At 66.2% G+C, this 18,425-nt stretch carries 16 protein-coding genes and 1 pseudogene; 10 read left to right on the top strand and 7 right to left on the bottom strand.

The annotated features are described in order from the left end of the window. Positions 1-3 precede the first annotated feature (3 nt). The 3 genes and pseudogenes from IPG14_RS02485 to rlmN form a co-directional block, all read left to right on the top strand. Positions 4-1,641, top strand: coding sequence for an ABC transporter substrate-binding protein (locus IPG14_RS02485; RefSeq protein WP_343390791.1), 1,638 nt, complete (start codon positions 4-6; stop codon positions 1,639-1,641). Further along, on the top strand, positions 1,638-2,582 hold the full coding sequence (gene fmt / locus IPG14_RS02480; RefSeq protein WP_343390790.1) for a methionyl-tRNA formyltransferase: 945 nt from the start codon (positions 1,638-1,640) through the stop codon (positions 2,580-2,582). Before IPG14_RS02485 ends, fmt begins: the two co-directional genes overlap by 4 nt. 8 nt (positions 2,583-2,590) lie before the next feature. Continuing rightward, a pseudogene (gene rlmN, locus IPG14_RS02475) lies at positions 2,591-3,631 on the top strand (23S rRNA (adenine(2503)-C(2))-methyltransferase RlmN); the annotation flags it as partial. Positions 3,632-3,662: 31 nt separating this feature from the next. On the opposite strand, the gene IPG14_RS02470 reads toward rlmN, so the two are convergent. Beyond that, entirely contained in the window at positions 3,663-4,037 is a 375-nt protein-coding gene (locus tag IPG14_RS02470) for a hypothetical protein (protein ID WP_343387968.1), read from the bottom strand. A gap of 46 nt (positions 4,038-4,083) precedes the next feature. On the opposite strand from IPG14_RS02470, the gene queA reads away from it, so the two are divergent. The 4 genes from queA to IPG14_RS02450 all read left to right on the top strand — a co-directional run bounded on the left by queA (position 4,084) and on the right by IPG14_RS02450 (position 7,796). Next, positions 4,084-5,106 (top strand): tRNA preQ1(34) S-adenosylmethionine ribosyltransferase-isomerase QueA, encoded by a 1,023-nt coding sequence (queA, locus tag IPG14_RS02465; RefSeq protein ID WP_343391045.1) that lies wholly within the window; start codon positions 4,084-4,086, stop codon positions 5,104-5,106. Positions 5,107-5,381: 275 nt separating this feature from the next. Then, a complete protein-coding gene (locus IPG14_RS02460) occupies positions 5,382-6,155 on the top strand; it encodes a neutral zinc metallopeptidase (RefSeq protein WP_343390789.1) in 774 nt (257 codons plus the stop codon). 3 nt (positions 6,156-6,158) lie between these two features. Next, positions 6,159-6,926 carry a hypothetical protein gene (locus IPG14_RS02455; protein ID WP_343390788.1) on the top strand — a complete coding sequence of 256 codons (768 nt, stop codon included), beginning with the start codon at positions 6,159-6,161 and terminating at the stop codon, positions 6,924-6,926. A gap of 78 nt (positions 6,927-7,004) precedes the next feature. Continuing rightward, positions 7,005-7,796, top strand: a complete 792-nt coding sequence (locus IPG14_RS02450; protein ID WP_343387966.1) for an enoyl-CoA hydratase-related protein — start codon at positions 7,005-7,007, stop codon at positions 7,794-7,796. A gap of 9 nt (positions 7,797-7,805) precedes the next feature. Here the strand turns inward: IPG14_RS02450 and IPG14_RS02445 are convergent, their stop codons facing one another. The 4 genes from IPG14_RS02445 to IPG14_RS02430 are packed head-to-tail and all read right to left on the bottom strand — an operon-like array spanning position 7,806 to position 11,468. Then, entirely contained in the window at positions 7,806-8,699 is an 894-nt protein-coding gene (locus tag IPG14_RS02445; RefSeq protein ID WP_343390787.1) for an A/G-specific adenine glycosylase, read from the bottom strand. Continuing rightward, entirely contained in the window at positions 8,668-9,471 is an 804-nt protein-coding gene (locus IPG14_RS02440) for an enoyl-CoA hydratase/isomerase family protein (RefSeq protein ID WP_343390786.1), read from the bottom strand. The genes IPG14_RS02445 and IPG14_RS02440 overlap by 32 nt, the downstream gene beginning before the upstream one ends. Positions 9,472-9,473: 2 nt before the next feature. After that, positions 9,474-10,226: a hypothetical protein gene (locus IPG14_RS02435; protein ID WP_343390785.1), complete on the bottom strand. Its 753-nt coding sequence runs from the start codon at positions 10,224-10,226 to the stop codon at positions 9,474-9,476. A 3-nt stretch (positions 10,227-10,229) separates the two neighbouring features. Continuing rightward, positions 10,230-11,468, bottom strand: coding sequence for an amidohydrolase family protein (locus IPG14_RS02430; protein ID WP_343390784.1), 1,239 nt, complete (start codon positions 11,466-11,468; stop codon positions 10,230-10,232). A 59-nt stretch (positions 11,469-11,527) separates the two neighbouring features. Between IPG14_RS02430 and IPG14_RS02425 the strand changes: the two genes are divergently transcribed. Together IPG14_RS02425 and IPG14_RS02420 are read left to right on the top strand one after the other, a co-directional pair. Then, positions 11,528-12,514, top strand: a complete 987-nt coding sequence (locus tag IPG14_RS02425) for a hypothetical protein (protein ID WP_343390783.1) — start codon at positions 11,528-11,530, stop codon at positions 12,512-12,514. 71 nt (positions 12,515-12,585) lie between these two features. Then, positions 12,586-13,092, top strand: coding sequence for a peptidylprolyl isomerase (locus IPG14_RS02420; RefSeq protein WP_343384924.1), 507 nt, complete (start codon positions 12,586-12,588; stop codon positions 13,090-13,092). Between the two features lie 45 nt (positions 13,093-13,137). On the opposite strand, the gene IPG14_RS02415 is transcribed toward IPG14_RS02420, so the two are convergent. Continuing rightward, positions 13,138-14,175, bottom strand: coding sequence for a dipeptidase (locus tag IPG14_RS02415; RefSeq protein ID WP_343390782.1), 1,038 nt, complete (start codon positions 14,173-14,175; stop codon positions 13,138-13,140). 139 nt (positions 14,176-14,314) lie between these two features. Here IPG14_RS02415 and IPG14_RS02410 point away from each other — a divergent pair, with 139 nt between their 5' ends. After that, positions 14,315-15,028: a hypothetical protein gene (locus IPG14_RS02410; protein WP_343390781.1), complete on the top strand. Its 714-nt coding sequence runs from the start codon at positions 14,315-14,317 to the stop codon at positions 15,026-15,028. 15 nt (positions 15,029-15,043) lie between these two features. Here the strand turns inward: IPG14_RS02410 and IPG14_RS02405 are convergent, their stop codons facing one another. Next, on the bottom strand, positions 15,044-18,403 hold the full coding sequence (locus IPG14_RS02405; protein ID WP_343390780.1) for an FtsX-like permease family protein: 3,360 nt from the start codon (positions 18,401-18,403) through the stop codon (positions 15,044-15,046). Positions 18,404-18,425: the final 22 nt, after the last annotated feature.

Below are 18,425 nucleotides of genomic sequence, written 5' to 3'. Positions count from 1 at the left end.
CCTATGCCCGGCGAACACGCGCACTCGCGCCGAACCGTGATCCTTGCAGCATTCCTGATCGCTGCGGCACTTGCGGCTGCCGGTGCGCTGGCCCTGCGCCTCTCGGGCGGCGATAGCGTCGTCCTCACCAACCAATCGCGCTACACCGAAGGTGTCGCCGGCACGTGGCAACGCGTGAACCCCCTGTTCGCCAACGCGAATGAGGTGGACGCCGACCTCAGCCAGTTGGTTTTCTCCGGCCTCGTGCGGATCGCTGGCGACGGCCAGGTCCTCGGAGATCTTGCCGAGTTGCCCGCGGTGACCGATGAGGGCCGTACCTACACGTTCAAACTGCGGAGCAACCTCCAGTGGCACGACGGCGCCGCTGTCACCTCGCGCGACCTGCTCTTCACCGTCCGGACGCTTACCGATGGCGATTTCACCGGAGACCGCCTCCTGGCGGAAGGCTGGCGCGGCGCCGAGCTGGAAGTCCCGGATGAACGCACCTTCGTTGTCCACCTCCGCCAGGCCTCGGCTCCGTTCCTCGCCCGGAGTGCAACGGTCGGCATCCTGCCCGAGCACCTTCTCGGCGCAATCCCCGTCCGGGAGTTGAGCGACGCGACCTTCAACGCGAACCCGATTGGGACCGGCCCGTACAAAGTCGAGGCCCTGGATTCGCGCGAGGCACGGCTCGTCGCCTACGACCGGTACCACCTGGGGCGCCCGGGGGTCCAGCGTCTCACCCTCCGGTTCTTCAGCGACGATGCCAGCGCAACACGCGCCCTCCAGGGGGGCGACCTCGATGGAGTGTTCGTGCGCACTTCACCGGCCCAAGGCCAGCTGTCTGACCTGAATAGCGTGAAGGACACGGTCACTTCTCAACTGCAGCGCTCCTCGCAACTGTTGCTTTACCTGAACACCGGGAACACGCTGTTTCGGGATCAGCGTGTTCGCCAGGCGATTTCCTTCGGGATCGGCCGTGAGGCGATCGTTCAGAAGAACTTCGTGGGCGCCGCGACTCCGTCGTCCTCTCCAATCGCTCCCGGCACCTGGGCGTATACGGAGGAGTATGACGCCGTCTCCCAGGACATTTCTCGAGCACGGGTGCTGCTGGCCGAAGCCGGTTGGGTGCAATCACCGTCGACCGGGATCCTGACGAAGGAGGGGCAGGAATTTCGTTTCACGATCCGAGTCGACAACGATCCGGTCCGCTTCGCTATCGCAAACGAGCTTTCTGCCCAGCTGAATACACTCGGGATTCGGGCGGCCGTTTCCAGCACCACCTTCACTGTGCTCCACCTGGACTACCTGGTGCCACGTCGCTACGAAGCAGCGCTCGCGGTTTGGGATCAGGGCGCCGATCCGGACCCCTACTTCGGCTGGCACAGCTCGCAGATGGGGACCGCCGGACTCAATCTCGCCAATTTCGAAGACCCTGTCGCCGATGAACTGATCTCGAAGGGGCGCACCACCAACGACCTTGAGACTCGGAAGGACAGCTACCGCCAGTTCCAGGAGATCTGGCAGGACCTGGTGCCGGGCGTCGTCATCGCCTATCCCCACTCGGTCTACGCCTTTCCGGATAACTTGAAGAATGTGATGTCCGGGGTGCTGTTCGCCAGCTCGCTGCGCTTTGCCGACGTCCAGGAGTGGCGTCGATGACAGATCGAGTGTCCCGCATCGTCTTCATGGGGTCTCCACAGTTCGCGGTGCCCAGCCTGCAAGCGCTGGTTGCCGCGGGGCACGAACTGGTGATGGCGGTGACCCAGCCGGACAGGCCGGCCGGCCGCGGCGGGCGGCTCCATCCTCCGCCCGTGAAGGTCGCCGCCGAAGCACTCGGCATCCCGGTCTTTCAACCGGAAACGTTGCGCGACGCGCCCGCTTATGAGCGCCTGCGGGCCGCCGAAGCCGACGTCTTCGTGGTGGCGGCCTATGGCAAGATCCTGCCACAGGCCGTCCTCGGGATCCCGCGGCGCGGCTGCCTGAACGTCCACGCCTCGCTGCTGCCGAAGTGGCGTGGGCCGAGCCCCATCGTCGCATCGATCCTCGCGGGAGAAGACCTGACGGGCGTGAGCATCATGGAACTTGTCCGGAAAATGGATGCTGGGCCGGTGATTTCCAGGATCGAAGTCCCGATTCTCTCGGACGATTCAGCGGCTTCGCTGGAACCCAGACTGGCCGCGCTGGGGGCCGAAGAACTCGTGCGAGTGCTCCCCGGCTGGGTCGCGGGCGAACGAATCCCACGCGCGCAGGACGAAGCCGAGGCAACCTACTGTCACCTGATCGCCAAGCACGATGGATGGCTCCGTGCCGAGATGACCGCTGCCGGAGCGGAACGAGCCGTGAGAGCCTTCAATCCGTGGCCGGGCGCCTTCGTCATGTATGGCGAGCACCGGCTGTCAGTCTGGCAGGCGCGAGTGGCAAGCGGCGAGCCGGCTCCCGCGGGTACGTTGCAGGTGATCGAAAAGGCTCCTGCGATCGCGCTGGCCGAGGGCTGGCTCGTGCTCGAGGAAGTCCAGCGGCCCGGCGGCAAACGGCTGAGCGCCGCGCAGTTTATTGCCGGTGAGCGGGGAAACCTTCTTCCCGAAGCCGGCCTCGGATGACCTCAGTGATACCACCTTCTCTCTACGACCTGCTTCCGGCTGAGATGGACGCGCTCATCGCGGAACTGGGCATGCCGGCCTACCGGTCGAACCAGGTGTTGCAAGCGCTCTACCGGGAGTTCCCGGAGAGCGTGGAAGAGATCCGGCAGTTGCCTGCCGAGGGGCGGGCAGCGATTTCCTCCCGCTACCGACTATCGCCGGCGGCGGAGGTTCGGCGGGTAGCGAGCGCGGATGGGAACACGACCAAGCTCCTGTTGCGGATGGCGGACGGCACACCGATCGAGACAGTCCTCATGCAGTATCCGGATCCCGGCGAGAAGCATCCCCGTTCGACCGTCTGCGTCTCGACTCAGGCAGGTTGTGCGATGGGCTGCGTCTTCTGTGCGACGGGCCAGATGGGCTTCGAACGCAATCTTTCGGCGGGCGAGATCGTGAGCCAGGTGATTCATGTCGCCCGGCTGCTGAAGCAGCGCGGTGAGCACGTCACGAACGTCGTGTTCATGGGCATGGGCGAACCGCTGGCGAACTACGCCGAGACGGTGCGCGCCGTCCGCATCCTCACCGATGGGCGCGCGTTCGGGCTGGGACAGCGCCATATCACGATTTCGACGGTGGGCGTCATCCGGGCCATCGATCGGCTCGCGGCGGAAGGGCTGCAGGTAGGCCTCGCGATCTCGCTGCATTCCCCCATTGAAGAGCTCCGGCAGCGCCTGGTGCCCACCGCCGGCCCCCATTCCGTCCAGGAAATCGTCTCTGCGGCGAAACGCTACTTCAAAGCGACGGGACGCCGGGTGACCTTCGAGTACGCACTCATCGCCGGCCAGAACGATTCCCCGGAGGTCGCGCGGCAACTCGCAGGGCTCCTCCGCGGCACGCCCACGCACGTGAACCTCATCCCCGTAAACCCGACGGCGGGCGGGTTCGGCCGCCCTGTGCGGGCAGCGGTGCTGGAGTTCGAACGGATCCTTGTTGGCGCGGGTATCAACTGCACGACGCGGGTTGAAAAAGGGTCGGAAATCTCGGCGGCGTGTGGACAGCTCCGGACCGATCAGGCAAACACGATCATCCCGGCGGAGGAACTCAGCCTCGCACCCGTCGCACCAATGCACGGCCGGCGGCAAGCAAAGCCTTCCCCATCACCATCCCAAACCCGATAGCCACAGCCGAGCGCATGTCGAGCCACGTGTGCACATCGCCGCGCACCACAGGCGATATCAGGATCCCCGTTCTTACTTCATCCATTGCCACGGAGCGGCCGATGACGACCCCCGCCGAACCCTGCCGGATCGTCCCGTGGTCGAACCGGGCAAACGCGACGGCGCTCTTCGTGATCTCGATTTCATCGGCGCGGATGCTGCGCACGGCGCTCTTGTCGAGCGTCAGCCGGTTCGCGGCCAGCGCTTCGAGGCGCTCGGCGGTGTAGCCGGCTGTCCCGGTGCCGTTTTCGCTCGCCATGTGGCCAACGTAGACCGGTGGTTTCGAAGACGCAATGCTCGGATCCGTGCGCACCGATGACTTTGCCTTCGACCTCCCCCTTGGCCAGGTCGCCCAACAACCGGCCGAGCCGCGCGACTCGGCCCGGCTGATGGTCCTTCGCTTCCGCTCCGGGGTGGTCGAGCACCGGACCGTGCGCGACTTGCCCGCGTTGCTGAAGCCCGGCGACCTGCTTGTGGTGAACGACACCCGCGTGATGGCGGCGCGGCTCTTTGGGAGGCGTCCCGATACCGGCGGGGAAGTCGAAGCGCTTCTCGTGCGGCCGTTCAGCGACCGCCTGTGGGAGGTGCTGTTTAAGCCCACTCGCCAGGCGAGGCCGGGCCGCCGGTTCATCTTCGAAGCCAGCGACGGGCCCCTCGCGGCGACGGTGCGATTCCGGGCGGAAGGCCCGGTGGTGCTCGAATTCGAACGCTCCTTCGACCCCGCCTCCGCCGGGACGATACCGCTGCCGCCGTACATCAAGGACTACACGGGCGACCCGGAACGCTACCAGACGGTCTACTCGCGCGAACCTGCCAGTTCCGCCGCGCCCACGGCTGGCCTCCACTTCACGCAGGAGCTGTTCGAGTCACTCGCTGAAAGGGACATCCAGCGGGTCGAGGTCACGCTCCACGTGGGGCCGGGCACCTTCCGACCAGTGGTTGCCGATGACCCGCGCGACCATGTACTCCATGCCGAACACGTGACGGTGCCAGAAGGTGCGGCCGCGGCCATCGCCCGGGCAAAGGCCCAGGGCCGCCGTGTCGTCGCTGTCGGGACCACGGTCGTCCGGACTCTCGAGCATGTTGCCCGCGAACGCGGAGGAATTGTTCCGTACGACGGTTGGACCAGCCTGCGCATACTCCCGGGCGACGACTTCAGGGTGGTCGACGCGCTCATGACGAATTTCCACCTGCCGAAGTCGACGTTGTTGATGCTCGTGTGCGCGCTCGCCGGGCAAGAATTCGTGCTGGATGCCTACCGCCGGGCGGTGGCCGAGGGCTACCGCTTCTACTCGTTTGGCGATGCGATGTTGCTGCTGCCAGAGTAGTGACCACTTTCCGGCCGTTCCGTCTTTTCAGTCTCGTTTTGCTCCGCTACCATCCACTCTGCCTATACCTGCGATTAAGGAGAGCCTGACATGGGAGACAAGAGCCCGAAGAACACCCAGAAGACCAACAAGCAGAAGGCCGACCACAAAGCGGCCCCGAAGGTCCCGCCGGTGAAGAAGTAACCGCAGCCTTTGCCGCGCGGCCCGATAGCGCCACCCGGCCGGGTGGCGCTATTTTGTCCCGAACAAGCGGCTCACTGGCCGCGGAGGTACTCGTGATTCGGCGCCCCGCCCTGCTCTTCTTCGCCCTCCTGGCCCTCGTTTCGTTCTCCGCGCTCAGCGTCGCCTGCGGTGGCGGCGGCTCAGACGACGATGACGACTCCGAACCGAAGGACCGCGATCGCGACGGCATTCGCGACAGCCGCGACGACTGCGACCGCGACAAGGAAGACGAGGGCATCTGGGGAAGTGATCCCGAAGACGGCTGTCCCGCGACCATCGCCGACCTGGTCGAGCTTGCGCGAGCCGACGTCGATGAGTTCTGGGCCGGCCAGTTCGCGTTCGAGAAGATGACGTACGACCCGCCGATCAAATTCAAAGCCTACGAGACCGAGATTGAAACCGACTGCGGCAAGGCGTTGTTGAACAACGCCTTTTATTGCGGCGCCGACCACTCGATCTACTACGACCTGAACTTCCTCCGCGACGAGCTCGATTCCAACGGCGACTTCGGACCCGTGCTCATCATTGCGCACGAATGGGGCCACCTGGTCCAATCGCTGCTCGGCATCCTCGACGACGATACGCTACTGACCATCCAGACCGAGCTCCAGGCAGACTGCCTGGCCGGCGTCTGGGCGGCCGACGCCGATGCCCGGGGACTCATGGAGAAAGGCGACTTCGAAGAGGGCATTACGGCGCTGTTCCGCGTCGGGGACCCGCGCGATACGCCGTTCTTCGATCCCCAGGCTCACGGCACTCCGGGCCAGCGTATCGACGCCTTCAACGATGGGTGGGAAGCAGGCCTCGATGCCTGCGCGCTGGATTAGGCGATGTACAGGGAACTCGGGCCCGAAGATCACCAGAAAATGCTCGGACTGGGTCCGGACGACTTGCCCGAACTCCTGCTCCTGCTCGGCGTTTTCGATGTGCACCGGGGCGCCGAGCGATTTTCGCGCTACCTCGAGAACGCCACGTTCTCGCGCTCGGAGACGAGTGCCAGTGGAGTCCCGTACTACACCGGCGAGCACAGGGGAACACGGGTCGCACTCTCAGGGTGCTTCGGCGGTCCGATGGCGGCGATGTCCGCCCACGCCTGGTGTGGCGCCGGTGTGAAGACGGTCGTCCAGCTCGGCTGGTATGGAGCCCTCCAATTCGGCACGGACCTCGGCGACGTGGTGGTGCCGAGGCATGCTGAACGGCAGGACGGTGTTTCGGATTGGTACCTGGCGAAGGGGATCCTTGCTGATGCCACGCCACAGCTGGCGAACGCCATCGCAGCACAGCTCGCCGCCCGCGGCATCCCGTTCAACGAGCACGCGATCTACTCCACGCCCGCGCTTCTCGCCGAATCGCGCGACGTGATCGCCGATTGGTCGCGCCACGGCTGGCACGGGGTCGACATGGAGACCGCGGCGACCTTTGCTGTCGCCAAGCACTTTGGCGCCAGGCGCGCCGCGGCACTCCTGCGCGTCGATGACCTCGTCTCGGAGGAACATTCGATCGCGGATGGCCTGCACGGCGACCATCGCAGATTCATGCGTGACCGCGAGCGCGAAGTCATGCACGCCGTGATCGAAGCTGTCGCCGAGACGCCGTAGCCGCGCGGGCCACGCTGAAGTCGCGTTCCTCCTCCCGTCCTTCTAGACTCCCCGCACCACACCATGCGGAGAGTCTCAATGCAGTTCTGCCGGTACGAGAAGAAGGACCATGTTGTCCGCATCACCATCACGCGGCCGGAAGTGATGAACGCGCTCCACGCCCACGCCAGCCGGGAGATGGGCGGAGCCTTCGATGATTTCGCCAATGACGACGACGCCTGGGTGGCCGTCCTCACCGGCGAAGGCGACCGCGCGTTCTCGGCGGGGAATGACCTGAAGTACACCGCCGAGATGTCGCGGCTTTCGCGGGAAGAGCGACCGGACCTTTCGATGCCCGCGGGCGGCTTCGGGGGTATCACGAACAGGTTCGACCTGTTCAAGCCCGTGATCGCGCGGGTCAACGGGTTCGCGCTGGGCGGTGGCCTGGAGATGGCGCTGGCGTGCGACATCATCGTCGCGGCCGACCACGCCGAAGTTGGCCTGCCGGAGCCGCGCCGCGGGTTGATCGCCGGGGCACTCGGCGTGCACCGGCTTCCGCGCCACCTCCCACTGAAACAAGCGATGGGTTACCTGCTCACGGGACGCCATATCCCGGCTCAGCGCGCTTACGAGATGGGTCTCGTGAACGAAGTCGTGCCGCTCGCGAAGCTCGACGACGCGGTCGACGCGTGGGTGGCCGACATCGTGCGCTGCGCGCCGCTATCCGTGCGTGCCACCAAGGAAGCCGCGATGCGCGGCCTGCTCCTGCCGCTACCCGAGGCTGCAACCGCCCGCTATGAATGGGAGATGGCTCGCCGGACGAGTTCGGATGCGGTCGAGGGGCCACGTGCGTTCGCCGAAAAGCGCGCCCCAAACTGGACGGGCAAGTAACCGGGAGTTCTACGCTAGCGCCCAGGTACCGGCGGCGTCGTGGCTGACCAGGCCGTCCTTCTCCAGCGCTGCGAGGTAGATACCCGTGCGCTCGGAATGCAGGCCGGGCAGTATTGCCGCGAGTTCGTCGATGTCCGCCGGGGCTTCCCGGAGGGCGTCGATGATGCGGCCCCGGGCGAAGCGCGCCGTCGTTTCGAACTTCGGCGCCGGCCCGGCGGGAGCCCGGGCTGCTGGGGAGCCGGCGGTCTTCCACGAACAGCGACCCCGGAGCGGGCACGCTTCGCAGTCCGGGTTTCGGGCGCGGCAGACCACTGCGCCGAGGTCCATGAGCGCAAGGTTGTGATCACGCACATCCGTTGCCGGGAGGAGCGCCCCGGCTGCCTCGCCCAGCGATTCCGCGGAGACATCTCTCCGGGTCGCGACGCCGAGGCGGGAACGGGCGATGACGCGGGCGATGTTGGTGTCGGTGACCACCACGCGTTCCGCTCGCGCGAAGCAGCGCACAGCTGAGGCGGTGTAGGAGCCGACGCCCGGGAGGCCGAGCAGAACCACGGGAGCGCGCGGAAGTTCGCCTGCGTGATTCTCGACCACATCGCGTGCCAGACGGTGGAGGTTGAGTGCGCGCCGGTTGTACCCCAGCCCGCGCCAGGCCCGGATGACTTCGGCCGGCAGTACGCCAGCCAGCGCGGCAAAGGTCGGCCAGCGCGCCAACCATGCTTCGTAGTGCGGGATAACCCGTTCGACCTGGGTCTGCTGGAGCATGACTTCGGAAACGAGTACCGCGTAAGGGTCACGAGTCAACCGCCAGGGCAGCCCGTGCCGGCCGTTGGCGCGGTACCAGGCGCCGAGGGCCGCCCGGAACGTCTCTGCTTCAGAGCTGGCGGATGTCGAGGTTCTCGGCATTCATCTTCGACATCAGCTGGTGTGCTTCTTCCGTGGTCATCAGGTCCAGGAACAGCGTGCGTTCGAGCGCGAGGCCTTCCTCCAACGGGGTTTCGACCGAAGCCCGCACCAGGCGCTTGATATATCCGGAAGCGCGCGCCGGCTTCGCCGCCATCTCGTGGGCCATCGTCAACGCCGCCTCGAGGGCGCCTCCCGCGGGCGCCAATTCCTGGACGATGCCGAGGGCCAGGGCTTCGCGCGGAGACACTGTCCGGCCACGCAGTGTCATCTCCAGCGCCCGCGCCATCCCGACCAGCCTCGAGAGCTTCTGGGTGCCACCGGCCCCAGGGAGGATGCCGACCGTGATCTCCGGTAGGCCCATCTGATAGTCGCCTTCCTCGGCGATGCGGATGTCGCAGGCGAGCATGAGCTCGAATCCGCCGCCCATGGCGAGTCCGTTGACCGCCGCGATGACCGGCTTCGGCATGGTCTCCATCCGGCGGAAGACCCGGTCCAGGTCCCGCTCGGGGAGCCGGCTCTCGATATCTACGCTGGTGCCCCGTTCCCGCAGCACAGTGGACATCGCGCCGAGTTCCGCGACTGAGTAGTGGCGGATGAACACTCCCGGCAGCCCGCCCGTGATGACCACCGCCCGCACGGACTCGTCGGCTTCGAGTTCGAGCATCGCGGCGCCAAGTTCGGGAACCGTCCCCGAATCCATATAACCCATTGGCGGGTTCGTGATCGTGACAATTGCGACACGGTCGTCGCGTTCAACCGCAACCTGTGGCATGGCTATTCCTCTTCTTCGTGCTCTTCGCCTTCGTCGCCGTTTTTCGCGGCGGGCACCAGCGCGATGTCGGAACCTTCGCGCTTGTTCTTCCGCGGGGCCGGCACCGCTTTAAGCGTGTCGCTGAGCGCCTTCATGCCCTCGGCCGATGTCCCGGCGGGAGCGGCCACAGCAACAGTCCCGGAGTCTCGCAGGACGCGAAGCTCGCCCACCGATGCGCCCACTTCCACTGTCACGATGAGCCCAGTGGACGCGAACGAGGCGAGCCGGACGAGGCCGAGTTGCTGGCCAAGCGTCATCGCGCCGCCGCCCCGCTCCACGTACAGCCCATCGAGGCCGAGGGGCGCCAGCGCGCGGAGGGTGTTGTCCTCCATCTCCAAGGTGGCAACCACCGCCTGACCGATCTTCTCGGTGTCGACCGCCGCGGAGTCGGTGGTGTCCAGCGGGCTGATGACGAAATCGCACTTTGCATCACGCAGCACGCCGGCATCAGCTTCGCTGAGGCTACCCAGGAGCGCACCGATTGCGAGCTTGTCGCTGGCGATGCCCTGCATCAAAGCAACGGCGCCGGCGGCGTTGCCGGCGTCCACGACGACGGCATCCGCTTCGGCCGCAAGCGCTGCCTGGACCTCGGCGGCATTTCGGGCCGTGGCTATGAGTGCCATCGCTCGTGGCTGCTCGCGGCTGACGCGTCCGAACCCGATGGCAGGCCCGTCGCGCCGCTGCAGTTTCTGGATCCGCTTTTGAAGCTGGCTCATGATTTAGTCCTCGTTTTCGGGGAGGTCCGAGCGCACGATTCGCCCGGCCTGGATTACCGCGCGAATCGCGCGTTGGTTCGTAAGTACACCGATGTTCTCCAGCGGGTCTCCATCCAGCACGACAAGGTCCGCCGCGAGCCCGCCGGAGATGCTTCCGGCTTCTCCTTCGATGCGCAGCAGTCCCGCCGCCCAGGCCGTCGCCGCCATCAGGGCAGCACCGGAACTCATGCCGAGCGCCGTCATCTGGAGCAGCTCCTGGGCGTTCTCTCCAGGCTTGTTCGCCGGGGTGCCCTGGTCGGTTCCCATGGCGATGCGGACGCCCGCCTGGAGAGCGCGCCGGAAGCTATCCTGGTGGGATTCGAGCACCTGCCAGCCCTTGTCGACCATGTAGGAAGGGATCCCGGCTTCGAGCCCGCGGTGGGCGATCTGGTAGGGAGCCGTCAGGGTCGCCACGAGGTAGGTTCCTCGCTCGCGCATCATCTCGATCGCCTCATCGTCCAGCCAGACGCCATGCTCGATCGAATCGACGCCTGCCCGGATCGCGTTCTTAATCCCATCAGTCGCCTGCGCGTGCGCGCCGACCGGGCGGAAGGCTTTGTGAGCTTCTTCCACACCTGCGCGCAGCTCCTCTTCGGTAAAGCTTGGCGAACGTGGGTCGACACCCGGGGTCATCACTCCGCCGCTTGCGAACAGCTTGATCGCGGTCGCACCTGCCCGAAGTTGCTCGCGGACCGCCTTGCGGACGGCGTCAGCTCCGTCGGCTTCGGTCGCCAGGAAGCCGTGACCGTGTCCGCCGGTCATGGTCACGCCCAGGCCCGCAGCCAGTATCCGGGGCCCCTCGATCAACCCGGCCGCAACAGCGTGCGCCATCTCGATGTTTAACCGGTCAGCTGCGCCGAGGTCGCGCACGGTCGTGAATCCGGCATGGAGCGTTGCCCGTGCGTACGCTTCCGCCCTCCACGCGCGTTGGGCGAGTGGCGTTGTGCGGGCCGCGTTCAGTTCCGCCGGATCGCCGCTGCCCGTGAGGTGGACGTGGCAATCGATGAGCCCGGGGATGATGAACTTGCCACTACAATCAATCCTGCGGGCGCCGGGCATGCTGCCCGCGTTCTCAAGCTGGATATGGCCGTCGATAGCCGCGATGTCGGCACGGCGAAAGCTCCGCTCCGAAGAGTCGAAGACCATGGCACCGGAAAAGAGCAGCGGGCTCGCGGCAGTCGGGTTCAGGGTGGCTGTCGTCACGTGCGACCATTGTCAGTGGGGCGCGTGGCCCGCGGCAACCTCGCGTATCATCCGGAAGTGTGATCCCACGGCTCGAGTTCGCAGCCAGCCAACCCGTCCACGACGCTCTCCGTGCAGTTGGGCGGACTGAAGACCTTCGCTTCTCCCCGGACAACCGGCTCCTCGTCCTCGCGGGGTTTCGCCGCCGCCTGTGCCTCGTCCTCGGGGTCAGAATCGAAGGCCCCGCGGAGGACCCCCGAGTTACGGTCCACGACTTTCTTGAACTGGTGTCCCCCGGCATCGGGCTCGTTCATGGGATCGACTTTCTCGATGACCGGACGATCGCTGTCGGTAACAGGGACGGCCAGGTCGCGCTCTTCACGTTGCCCGTGGGCGAACTCGGCGGCCGCCGCTTCCAGGCGGAGCCGATTGCCACGGTCCCGGGCAGCCTGACCCGGTGGGTGCGGTCACCCGGATCGGTCGCCACCTGGCAGGGAGAAGACGGGGTACGGAGACTCCTCGTCTGCAACAACTACATCCACACCGTGACCGGTCACGTGCTGGGCGGGCCGGACGGTTTCAGGCCGGCGCGGGCCGCGTTCTTGCTCCACCGCGGGCTCCGTATCCCCGACGGTATCACCGTCAGCCACGATGGCCGCTGGATCGCCGTGAGCAGCCACGCTACGCACGACGTCAAGCTTTTTGACGGTTCGAGGAATCTCGGCTGGCGGACCAGTCCCGCCGGCGTGCTGCGTGGCGCCGCCTACCCGCACGGCCTCCGGTTCACGGCCGATGACCGCCGGATCCTCGTCGCCGATGCCGGCGAACCCCTGGTGCACGTCTACGAGAGCGACGGAGATTGGAGCGGTGCCCGGGACTCGGTCCGGGCGGTGACAGTCCTCGACTCCGCGACTTTCGAACGTGGAAGGACTGACAAGGCCGGACAAACAAACCGCGAAGAGGGTGGACCGAAAGGCGTGGACATTGACCGCTCCGGGCGGGTCATGGCACTGACCTGCCAGGAGGAGCCACTGGCGTTCTTCTCGATGGCCTCCGTGGCGGGCTGAGGCCCCCCTGGAACGCGCCTACCGGCCAAACCCCTTACGCTGAATTCACAACCTCCCAGGAGACGCCTCCTATGGCCAAGGAATACTCCAGCCCGCCAGCGATGGTTATCGATCCGGCAAAGAACTACACCGCCGTGATTGAGACGTCCGCCGGCTCCATGACCGCCGAGTTCTTCGCCGCCGATGCTCCGAAGACCGTCAACAACTTCGTCTTCCTCGCCAGGGATGGCTACTTTGATGGGATCATCTTCCACCGCTGCATCCCGGGATTCATGATCCAGGGCGGAGACCCGACCGGCACCGGCCGTGGTGGCCCCGGCTACCGCTTCAACGATGAGCCTGTGACCCGCCAGTACCTGCGTGGGACGCTCGCGATGGCGAATGCAGGCCCGAACACCAATGGCAGCCAGTTCTTCGTCATGCATGCGGACTACCCGCTGCCGCCGAACTACACCATCTTCGGGAAGCTGACTTCGGGCGAAGAAGTCGTCGACGCGATCGCGACAGCTCCGACCGGCGCACAGGATCGCCCGGTGAACCCGGTGACGATCGACTCCGTCACCGTCGCCGAAAGCTAGCCGTCCCCGGGATGTCCGAGGCCCGCGGAGCTGCGGGTCTTCCGGCTATCGCCAGACCGCTTCGGCAACGCGCAAGAAGTTGCCGTTGCATATGCGTTCCAGGCGCGCTTCGCTGTAGCCGCGCCGTTTGAGTTCGCGCAGGATGACCGGCAAGCCCTCGGCGTCTCGGATAACATCCGGGATGTCGGTGCCGTCGAAGTCGCTGCCGAACGAGACATGCTCGTCGCCCACCAGCGTCACGATGTGTTCGAAGTGGCTCAGTACGATGTCGAGCGGCGTGTCCCGGTTCGCCTGCATGTCCGGCCGCAGGAAGATGTTGGCGAAGTTGATGCCGATCGTGCCGCCCTTGTTCGCCAGCGCTCGGATCTGGTCGTCGTCCAGGTTGCGGACGTGCGGTGACACCGCCTTGACGCTCGAGTGCGTCGCGACGATCGGGGCGGACGACTCCTCGATCATGTCCCAGAAGCCTGCCGGGTTAATGTGCGAGACATCAAGGATGATGCCGAGCCGGTTGCACTCGTGCACGAGTTCGCGGCCGAGGTCGGTCAGCCCGGTCGCCGGCAGGTTCCCTCCGAAAGCGACACCGTGGGCGAAGATCGTCGAGCGGCTCCATGTGGGCGCCAGGCACCGCAGCCCGGCTTCGTAGAAAACGCGCAGCTCCTTCAGGCTCCACGAAATCGGGTCCGCACCTTCGAACATGAAGACCGATGCGAAAGCGTCCTCGGCCCAGGCCTTACGTACTTCCTGCGCGGTGCGGCAGACCCGGAAGTGCCCGTCGCTGCGGTCGGCGACCCGGAAGACATCGTTCATCTCGTCGATGGCGTAGGCGAGCGCGTTGTACTCGGCTCGTTCGTTCGAAAGGTAGATTGAGGTGAAGCATCCACCGAGGCCCCCCCGCATCGCGCGCGGCAGGTCCACGTGGCCCCGCCGTTCGGCGTCGGAATCCGTGCTCACCGCGCCGTCCGCCAGGAAGTCGCGCCCCCCATTCGGGCCGAAGATGGCGCGTCGCGGCTTGATCGCCGTAATGAAGTCCTCGTGCCCATCGAAGACAGGCGGAAACTCGCGGCTGAGCGGTGGGTACATCGGGACTCCTCGTGGGTCGTGGTTTGGCGCAGGCTACCTGCTCCCGGGGACGGAAGGAACCGTCCGGCTCAGAGGGAGGGCGCCGGCCCGGGCACCTGGGCTTTGCCTCGTCGCATTCCGCCGCCTACGATTCGGCGCGATGACCGAATCGGCTTTGCCTCGTCCCGCCCGGTTCCCATGGCTGTTGCCGGTCGCGATCTTCCTCGTCGTGATGGCGGCGCTCGCGGCGGTGCTGCTCTTTGCCCGCGAAGCCGGGAAGTCCGATGCCCCGCCGCCGCTGGATGCGTTCGTTCCGCCGCCGGGGCTGCCTTACGCGGCCTACAACGTCGAACGTTCCCAGGCGGGCAAACTCACCGTCACCACCGGCACGGCCAAGGACGCGACTGCACTGGACCTGGACCTGCCGTCCGGTACGCGTGTCTGGTTCTTGCGCACCGGGACCCCGGCCGAAATCAAGCCGCCGCTGCTGGTCAACGTCATCGCCGTGCCGAACGAGGTGCGTAACTACACCATCACGATGTTGGCCTTCGGCCAGCCCGCCGGCATCGTCAGCTTCGAAGATGGCCCGCTGGCGCTCGCCGACGGGTTCTACGGCTATGAGACATCCCGTGAAGGCCGCGAGCGGGCTGTGGTGTCCGCCGTGCTCGAGTCCTTCGATGGCCGAAACGGCGTGACCCGGACGGCGAACGGCCCCGGAACGATCTTCGTGGACGAAGGTGCACCGATTCGCTTGCTGGTCGCCGGAGAACCTGCGGCGATCCAGCCGGGTGACCGCATTGCCCTCCATCTCCGTGCCGACGGAACGCCGGACGTGGCACAGGGTGTCCTCGTACTCGTCGCTGGGGCGAGATAGCAAGGTCGGTACCGGCTATTCCGTGCGTAGGGCCGCGGCGTCGCTCGTCCGAGTGATCAGGCGGCCGGCGAAGACCATCGCGGCGATGAAGACCGCCAGCACGATCGCTCCACCGGCGATGACGAGGAGCCAATCCGTCTCGAGCAGGAAGCCCGGCTCTGCCCGGTTCCCCGCGTCGTCCACGTTCAAGAAAGAGAGCATCCGCTCGCCGACGAGCCTGCCCAGGTAAGCCCCGGCGACGAGTCCGAGGATGGCGACAATTGCGTACTCGAAGGCGAGGAGCTGGACGACCTGGCCGCGGGAGAGGCCCATCGCCCGGAGTACCGCGAATTCTCCACGACGGCGCTGGACGGAGACCCAGAGTGACACGAGCAGCGCGGCCGCTACCAGCAACAGCACCGCCCCAAAGGCGATGTAGAGGATTCCGGCGCCACCGGCAGCGATGAGCGGGTTCCGCTCGAGCGACTCGAGCTGGCTCTGCTGGTCGTACATCTCTTCCAGGGAAAACGGCGCTTCGCTGAGTGCGCGCTCCAGGGCCTCGACGTCCGCGCCTGGTTCGAGGGAGAACCAGGCCTCGTTGATCCCCGGCGCCTGGATCACGTCGACGATGCCGATCCACGAGAGGAGGTGGTCGCGGTTGAAGATGACGGCGGGACCCTGGGATGTGTCGAGTGTGGGCATCAACCGGAAGGTCGCGGTGATGGTGATCGGCGTCAGGATGTCTCCAACAACGACGTTTCCGGCGCCGCCGGGAGGGATCCCGGTTGACGCGGAGAACGACTCGCTTGCGATGACCGGCATGGGGACCGTGGACTGGGTGTAGTACAGCCCCCAGAGATCAGTGCTCTGCCCGGCAAGGCGCGTGAGCTTCCCTGCGCTGTTGCCTGTGGCTGCACCGTCGCGCGTGATCTCGAAGACATCCTGCTTTGCCAGTTTGCTCGGCAACGGCGTCCAGCCCGGTGCGGTGCCTTCGAAACCTTCCAGGAGCGTCTCCTGTCCGCCCGCGCCCACGGCGGTGATGTCGTCGATGAGGATCACGAGGTTCTGGGCGTTGAAGCGGTTCGATGGCTCCGTGACCATCAGCGACATAAGGAAGAACGGCTCACCATAGACGCCGTCAGGGTTTTTCTGGAGGTTCACGCTCATTTCGTGCCAGCCGGGGCCTGGCATCGTCCCCAACTCGAGCATCTGGAACGACTGGTCCTTGTCGACAACCCTGGCCCAGAGCGTCTGGACCGCCCGCTGATCACTGCTGCTGACCTTGATCTTGAGGCTCGTGGTTCCCGCGGGAAGCGCCTTGCCCCGGAGTGGCTGGGGCGCACCGAGATTCGCCATCATCTCGCGCAGCGAAAGGTCTGCGAAGTCGTCCCTGAACCACAGCATCTCCGACGCCCGGTCAGGGTCGACACCGAGGACCTGGAACGAACGTGCCGAAACCCCGGCGATGGCTGGCGAACCGGGGATGCGGATGACGGCCGTGGCGTAGTCCACTCCGGGGAGGGCGCTGAGGCGGGCGTCATTCCCTTTGCCGTTCAGTCCCATGCTGCTGGTCAAACCTCCCGCCATGCGCCAGTCCACGCCTGCGGCGTACTTCGCCCGGTCATCGAATGTCGCTTTCGCGGTTGTCGAATAGCTCGCGGCGAACGTCCCGACAGCGACGGCCATGGTGAGCAGGAGCGCAAGCCGCGCGGAGTTTCCCGGGCTGCGCGCCACCTGCCAAAGACCCACGGCGACTGCCGGCGACGCCTTGCGCCCGAACAGGCGTGCTCCCAGGCGAAGCGCAATGGGGTAGAACCGGAGCAGCAGTGCTGCTGCGGCGAGCATGAGGATCGCAGGCGAGGCAAGGAGGAGGGGGTCGGAAGAAACACCGCCCGTCGCAGAGGGCTGGAAGACGGTGCCCTTCTCCTGCAGCTCCCACAGCAACAACCCGGCGACGCCCGCAAGCGCGAGGTCCAGGTAGTAACGCTGCAGGAAGGAAGCCCCCGGCCGTGCCTGTTCGCGGCGCCGGGCCACGGCACTCCGGCGGGCGACGAGGATCGCCGGCACCAGCAGCACGACGACCGATAGGCCGACCCCGATGGCGGCGAAGGCGAACGCGGAAAGCGGGATCGTGGTTGGCAGCAGTTCGCCGCCGTTCACCTTCTCGAAGGTTGGCGTCAGTCCGAGGGCCGAGGTCGAGACGGCGGCGATGAACGGCGCCGCGAGCAGGCACGGGATGCCAAGGATGAGCCCTTCCAGCAGGTACATGGCACCGACCTGGTAGGTCGTCGCCCCGCGGCTTCGCAGGAGGGAAATCTCGTCCGCCTGGCGTTCGACGATGACGAGCGCCATCAGGATTACGTAGAAGAGCGCCACTGCCGCCACCTCCAGCAGGAGGATGGTGAGCGGCGCCTGCTGGTAGCTCGCGCTTTCGCGGTAGACATCGAGGAGGTTGGAAAGGGGACTGAAAGAGGCGCCGCCAAGGGCTTCCACGTCGCCGTGGAGCCCGATGAGGTCTTCGCGTGCGCGCTCGAAATTCGATTTGGAGAGGCGTTCCGGGTCCGCGTACGTGTGCCAGGCGGTCTCGGCCATGTAGCCCGGGTTGTGGGCGGCGAAGTTCCCGAGCAGCGTTTCCTCGGTGGTGAACATGGGGACGACCACGCCGGCCTGGGTGCCGACACTGAACGGCGCGAAATAGATGCTCGTCAGGGTCACCCAGAATGCATCATCCTCCGAAATCGGCTCGATGATGCCCGTCAGCTTCGCAGTAAAGCCAAAGGTAACCCCGGCGACGGGCGTGCAGGGTGGTGGGGGCGGGCGTTCCAGGCTGGGGAGTTCCCTGGCGCAGTCGTCGAAGTCTTCCACCATCCGGAAGGTCTGGCCGACGGCGAGTTTCGCCTGGGCGGCAGCCTGGGGGCCGAGGGCGACCTCGATGGCTTCGCCCGCTGGTGTGCTCTTCGGAAAGTTGCCTTCGAGCAGGCGGACATGCTCTTCGTAGCCAGTTAGCGATTGGAGCTGGCCCTGTGGCGACAGCCACGTGATCTCCGCGCCCTCGCGCCCTGTGAAGAAACGGCCGGTGCGCAGATACCGCGAGCTGGAGGCCTCGAACCATCCGAGCCGCTCTTCGATCCGGGAGGCTACCGCGCGCTTGAGTTCTGTGCCTTCTTCCGTCGCCAATGGGATCGCCGTGAACTGGACGCGGTTTCCCGGGTTGTCGTTCAGGTCTTCCCGGACGAGGAAGGTCAGCCCCAGGTCGGCCATCGTGCGGGCATAGACCGGTGCCGCCGCGAGCAGCGACGCAGCCATGATCATCCCGAGGGCGAGGACTGCGAGCAGCCGCCAGTTGCGTCCACTTCGCCGCGAGAACAGCCGCCAGATCCGGACGATTCCGCGCATCCGGGTCACTCTACACAAGCGC

The organism is Candidatus Amarobacter glycogenicus (genome assembly GCF_016704105.1).
Lineage (GTDB): Bacteria > Chloroflexota > Dehalococcoidia > Tepidiformales > Tepidiformaceae > Amarobacter > Amarobacter glycogenicus.
Note: the sequence above shows the minus strand (reverse complement) of the source record. Positions and strands in the feature narration are given on the sequence as shown.

Bases quoted from the DNA above. Each gene is read 5' to 3' on its own strand.
- IPG14_RS02445 (WP_343390787.1), bottom strand. From the start codon at position 8,699: ATGCCGAGAACCTCGACATCCGCCAGCTCTGAAGCAGAGACGTTCCGG.
- IPG14_RS02410 (WP_343390781.1), top strand. From the start codon at position 14,315: ATGACCGAATCGGCTTTGCCTCGTCCCGCCCGGTTCCCATGGCTGTTG.
- IPG14_RS02450 (WP_343387966.1), top strand. From the start codon at position 7,005: ATGCAGTTCTGCCGGTACGAGAAGAAGGACCATGTTGTCCGCATCACC.
- IPG14_RS02485 (WP_343390791.1), top strand. From the start codon at position 4: ATGCCCGGCGAACACGCGCACTCGCGCCGAACCGTGATCCTTGCAGCA.
- IPG14_RS02455 (WP_343390788.1), top strand. From the start codon at position 6,159: ATGTACAGGGAACTCGGGCCCGAAGATCACCAGAAAATGCTCGGACTG.
- fmt (WP_343390790.1), top strand. From the start codon at position 1,638: ATGACAGATCGAGTGTCCCGCATCGTCTTCATGGGGTCTCCACAGTTC.
- IPG14_RS02440 (WP_343390786.1), bottom strand. From the start codon at position 9,471: ATGCCACAGGTTGCGGTTGAACGCGACGACCGTGTCGCAATTGTCACG.
- IPG14_RS02405 (WP_343390780.1), bottom strand. From the start codon at position 18,403: ATGCGCGGAATCGTCCGGATCTGGCGGCTGTTCTCGCGGCGAAGTGGA.
- IPG14_RS02420 (WP_343384924.1), top strand. From the start codon at position 12,586: ATGGCCAAGGAATACTCCAGCCCGCCAGCGATGGTTATCGATCCGGCA.
- IPG14_RS02435 (WP_343390785.1), bottom strand. From the start codon at position 10,226: ATGAGCCAGCTTCAAAAGCGGATCCAGAAACTGCAGCGGCGCGACGGG.
- IPG14_RS02470 (WP_343387968.1), bottom strand. From the start codon at position 4,037: ATGGCGAGCGAAAACGGCACCGGGACAGCCGGCTACACCGCCGAGCGC.
- IPG14_RS02415 (WP_343390782.1), bottom strand. From the start codon at position 14,175: ATGTACCCACCGCTCAGCCGCGAGTTTCCGCCTGTCTTCGATGGGCAC.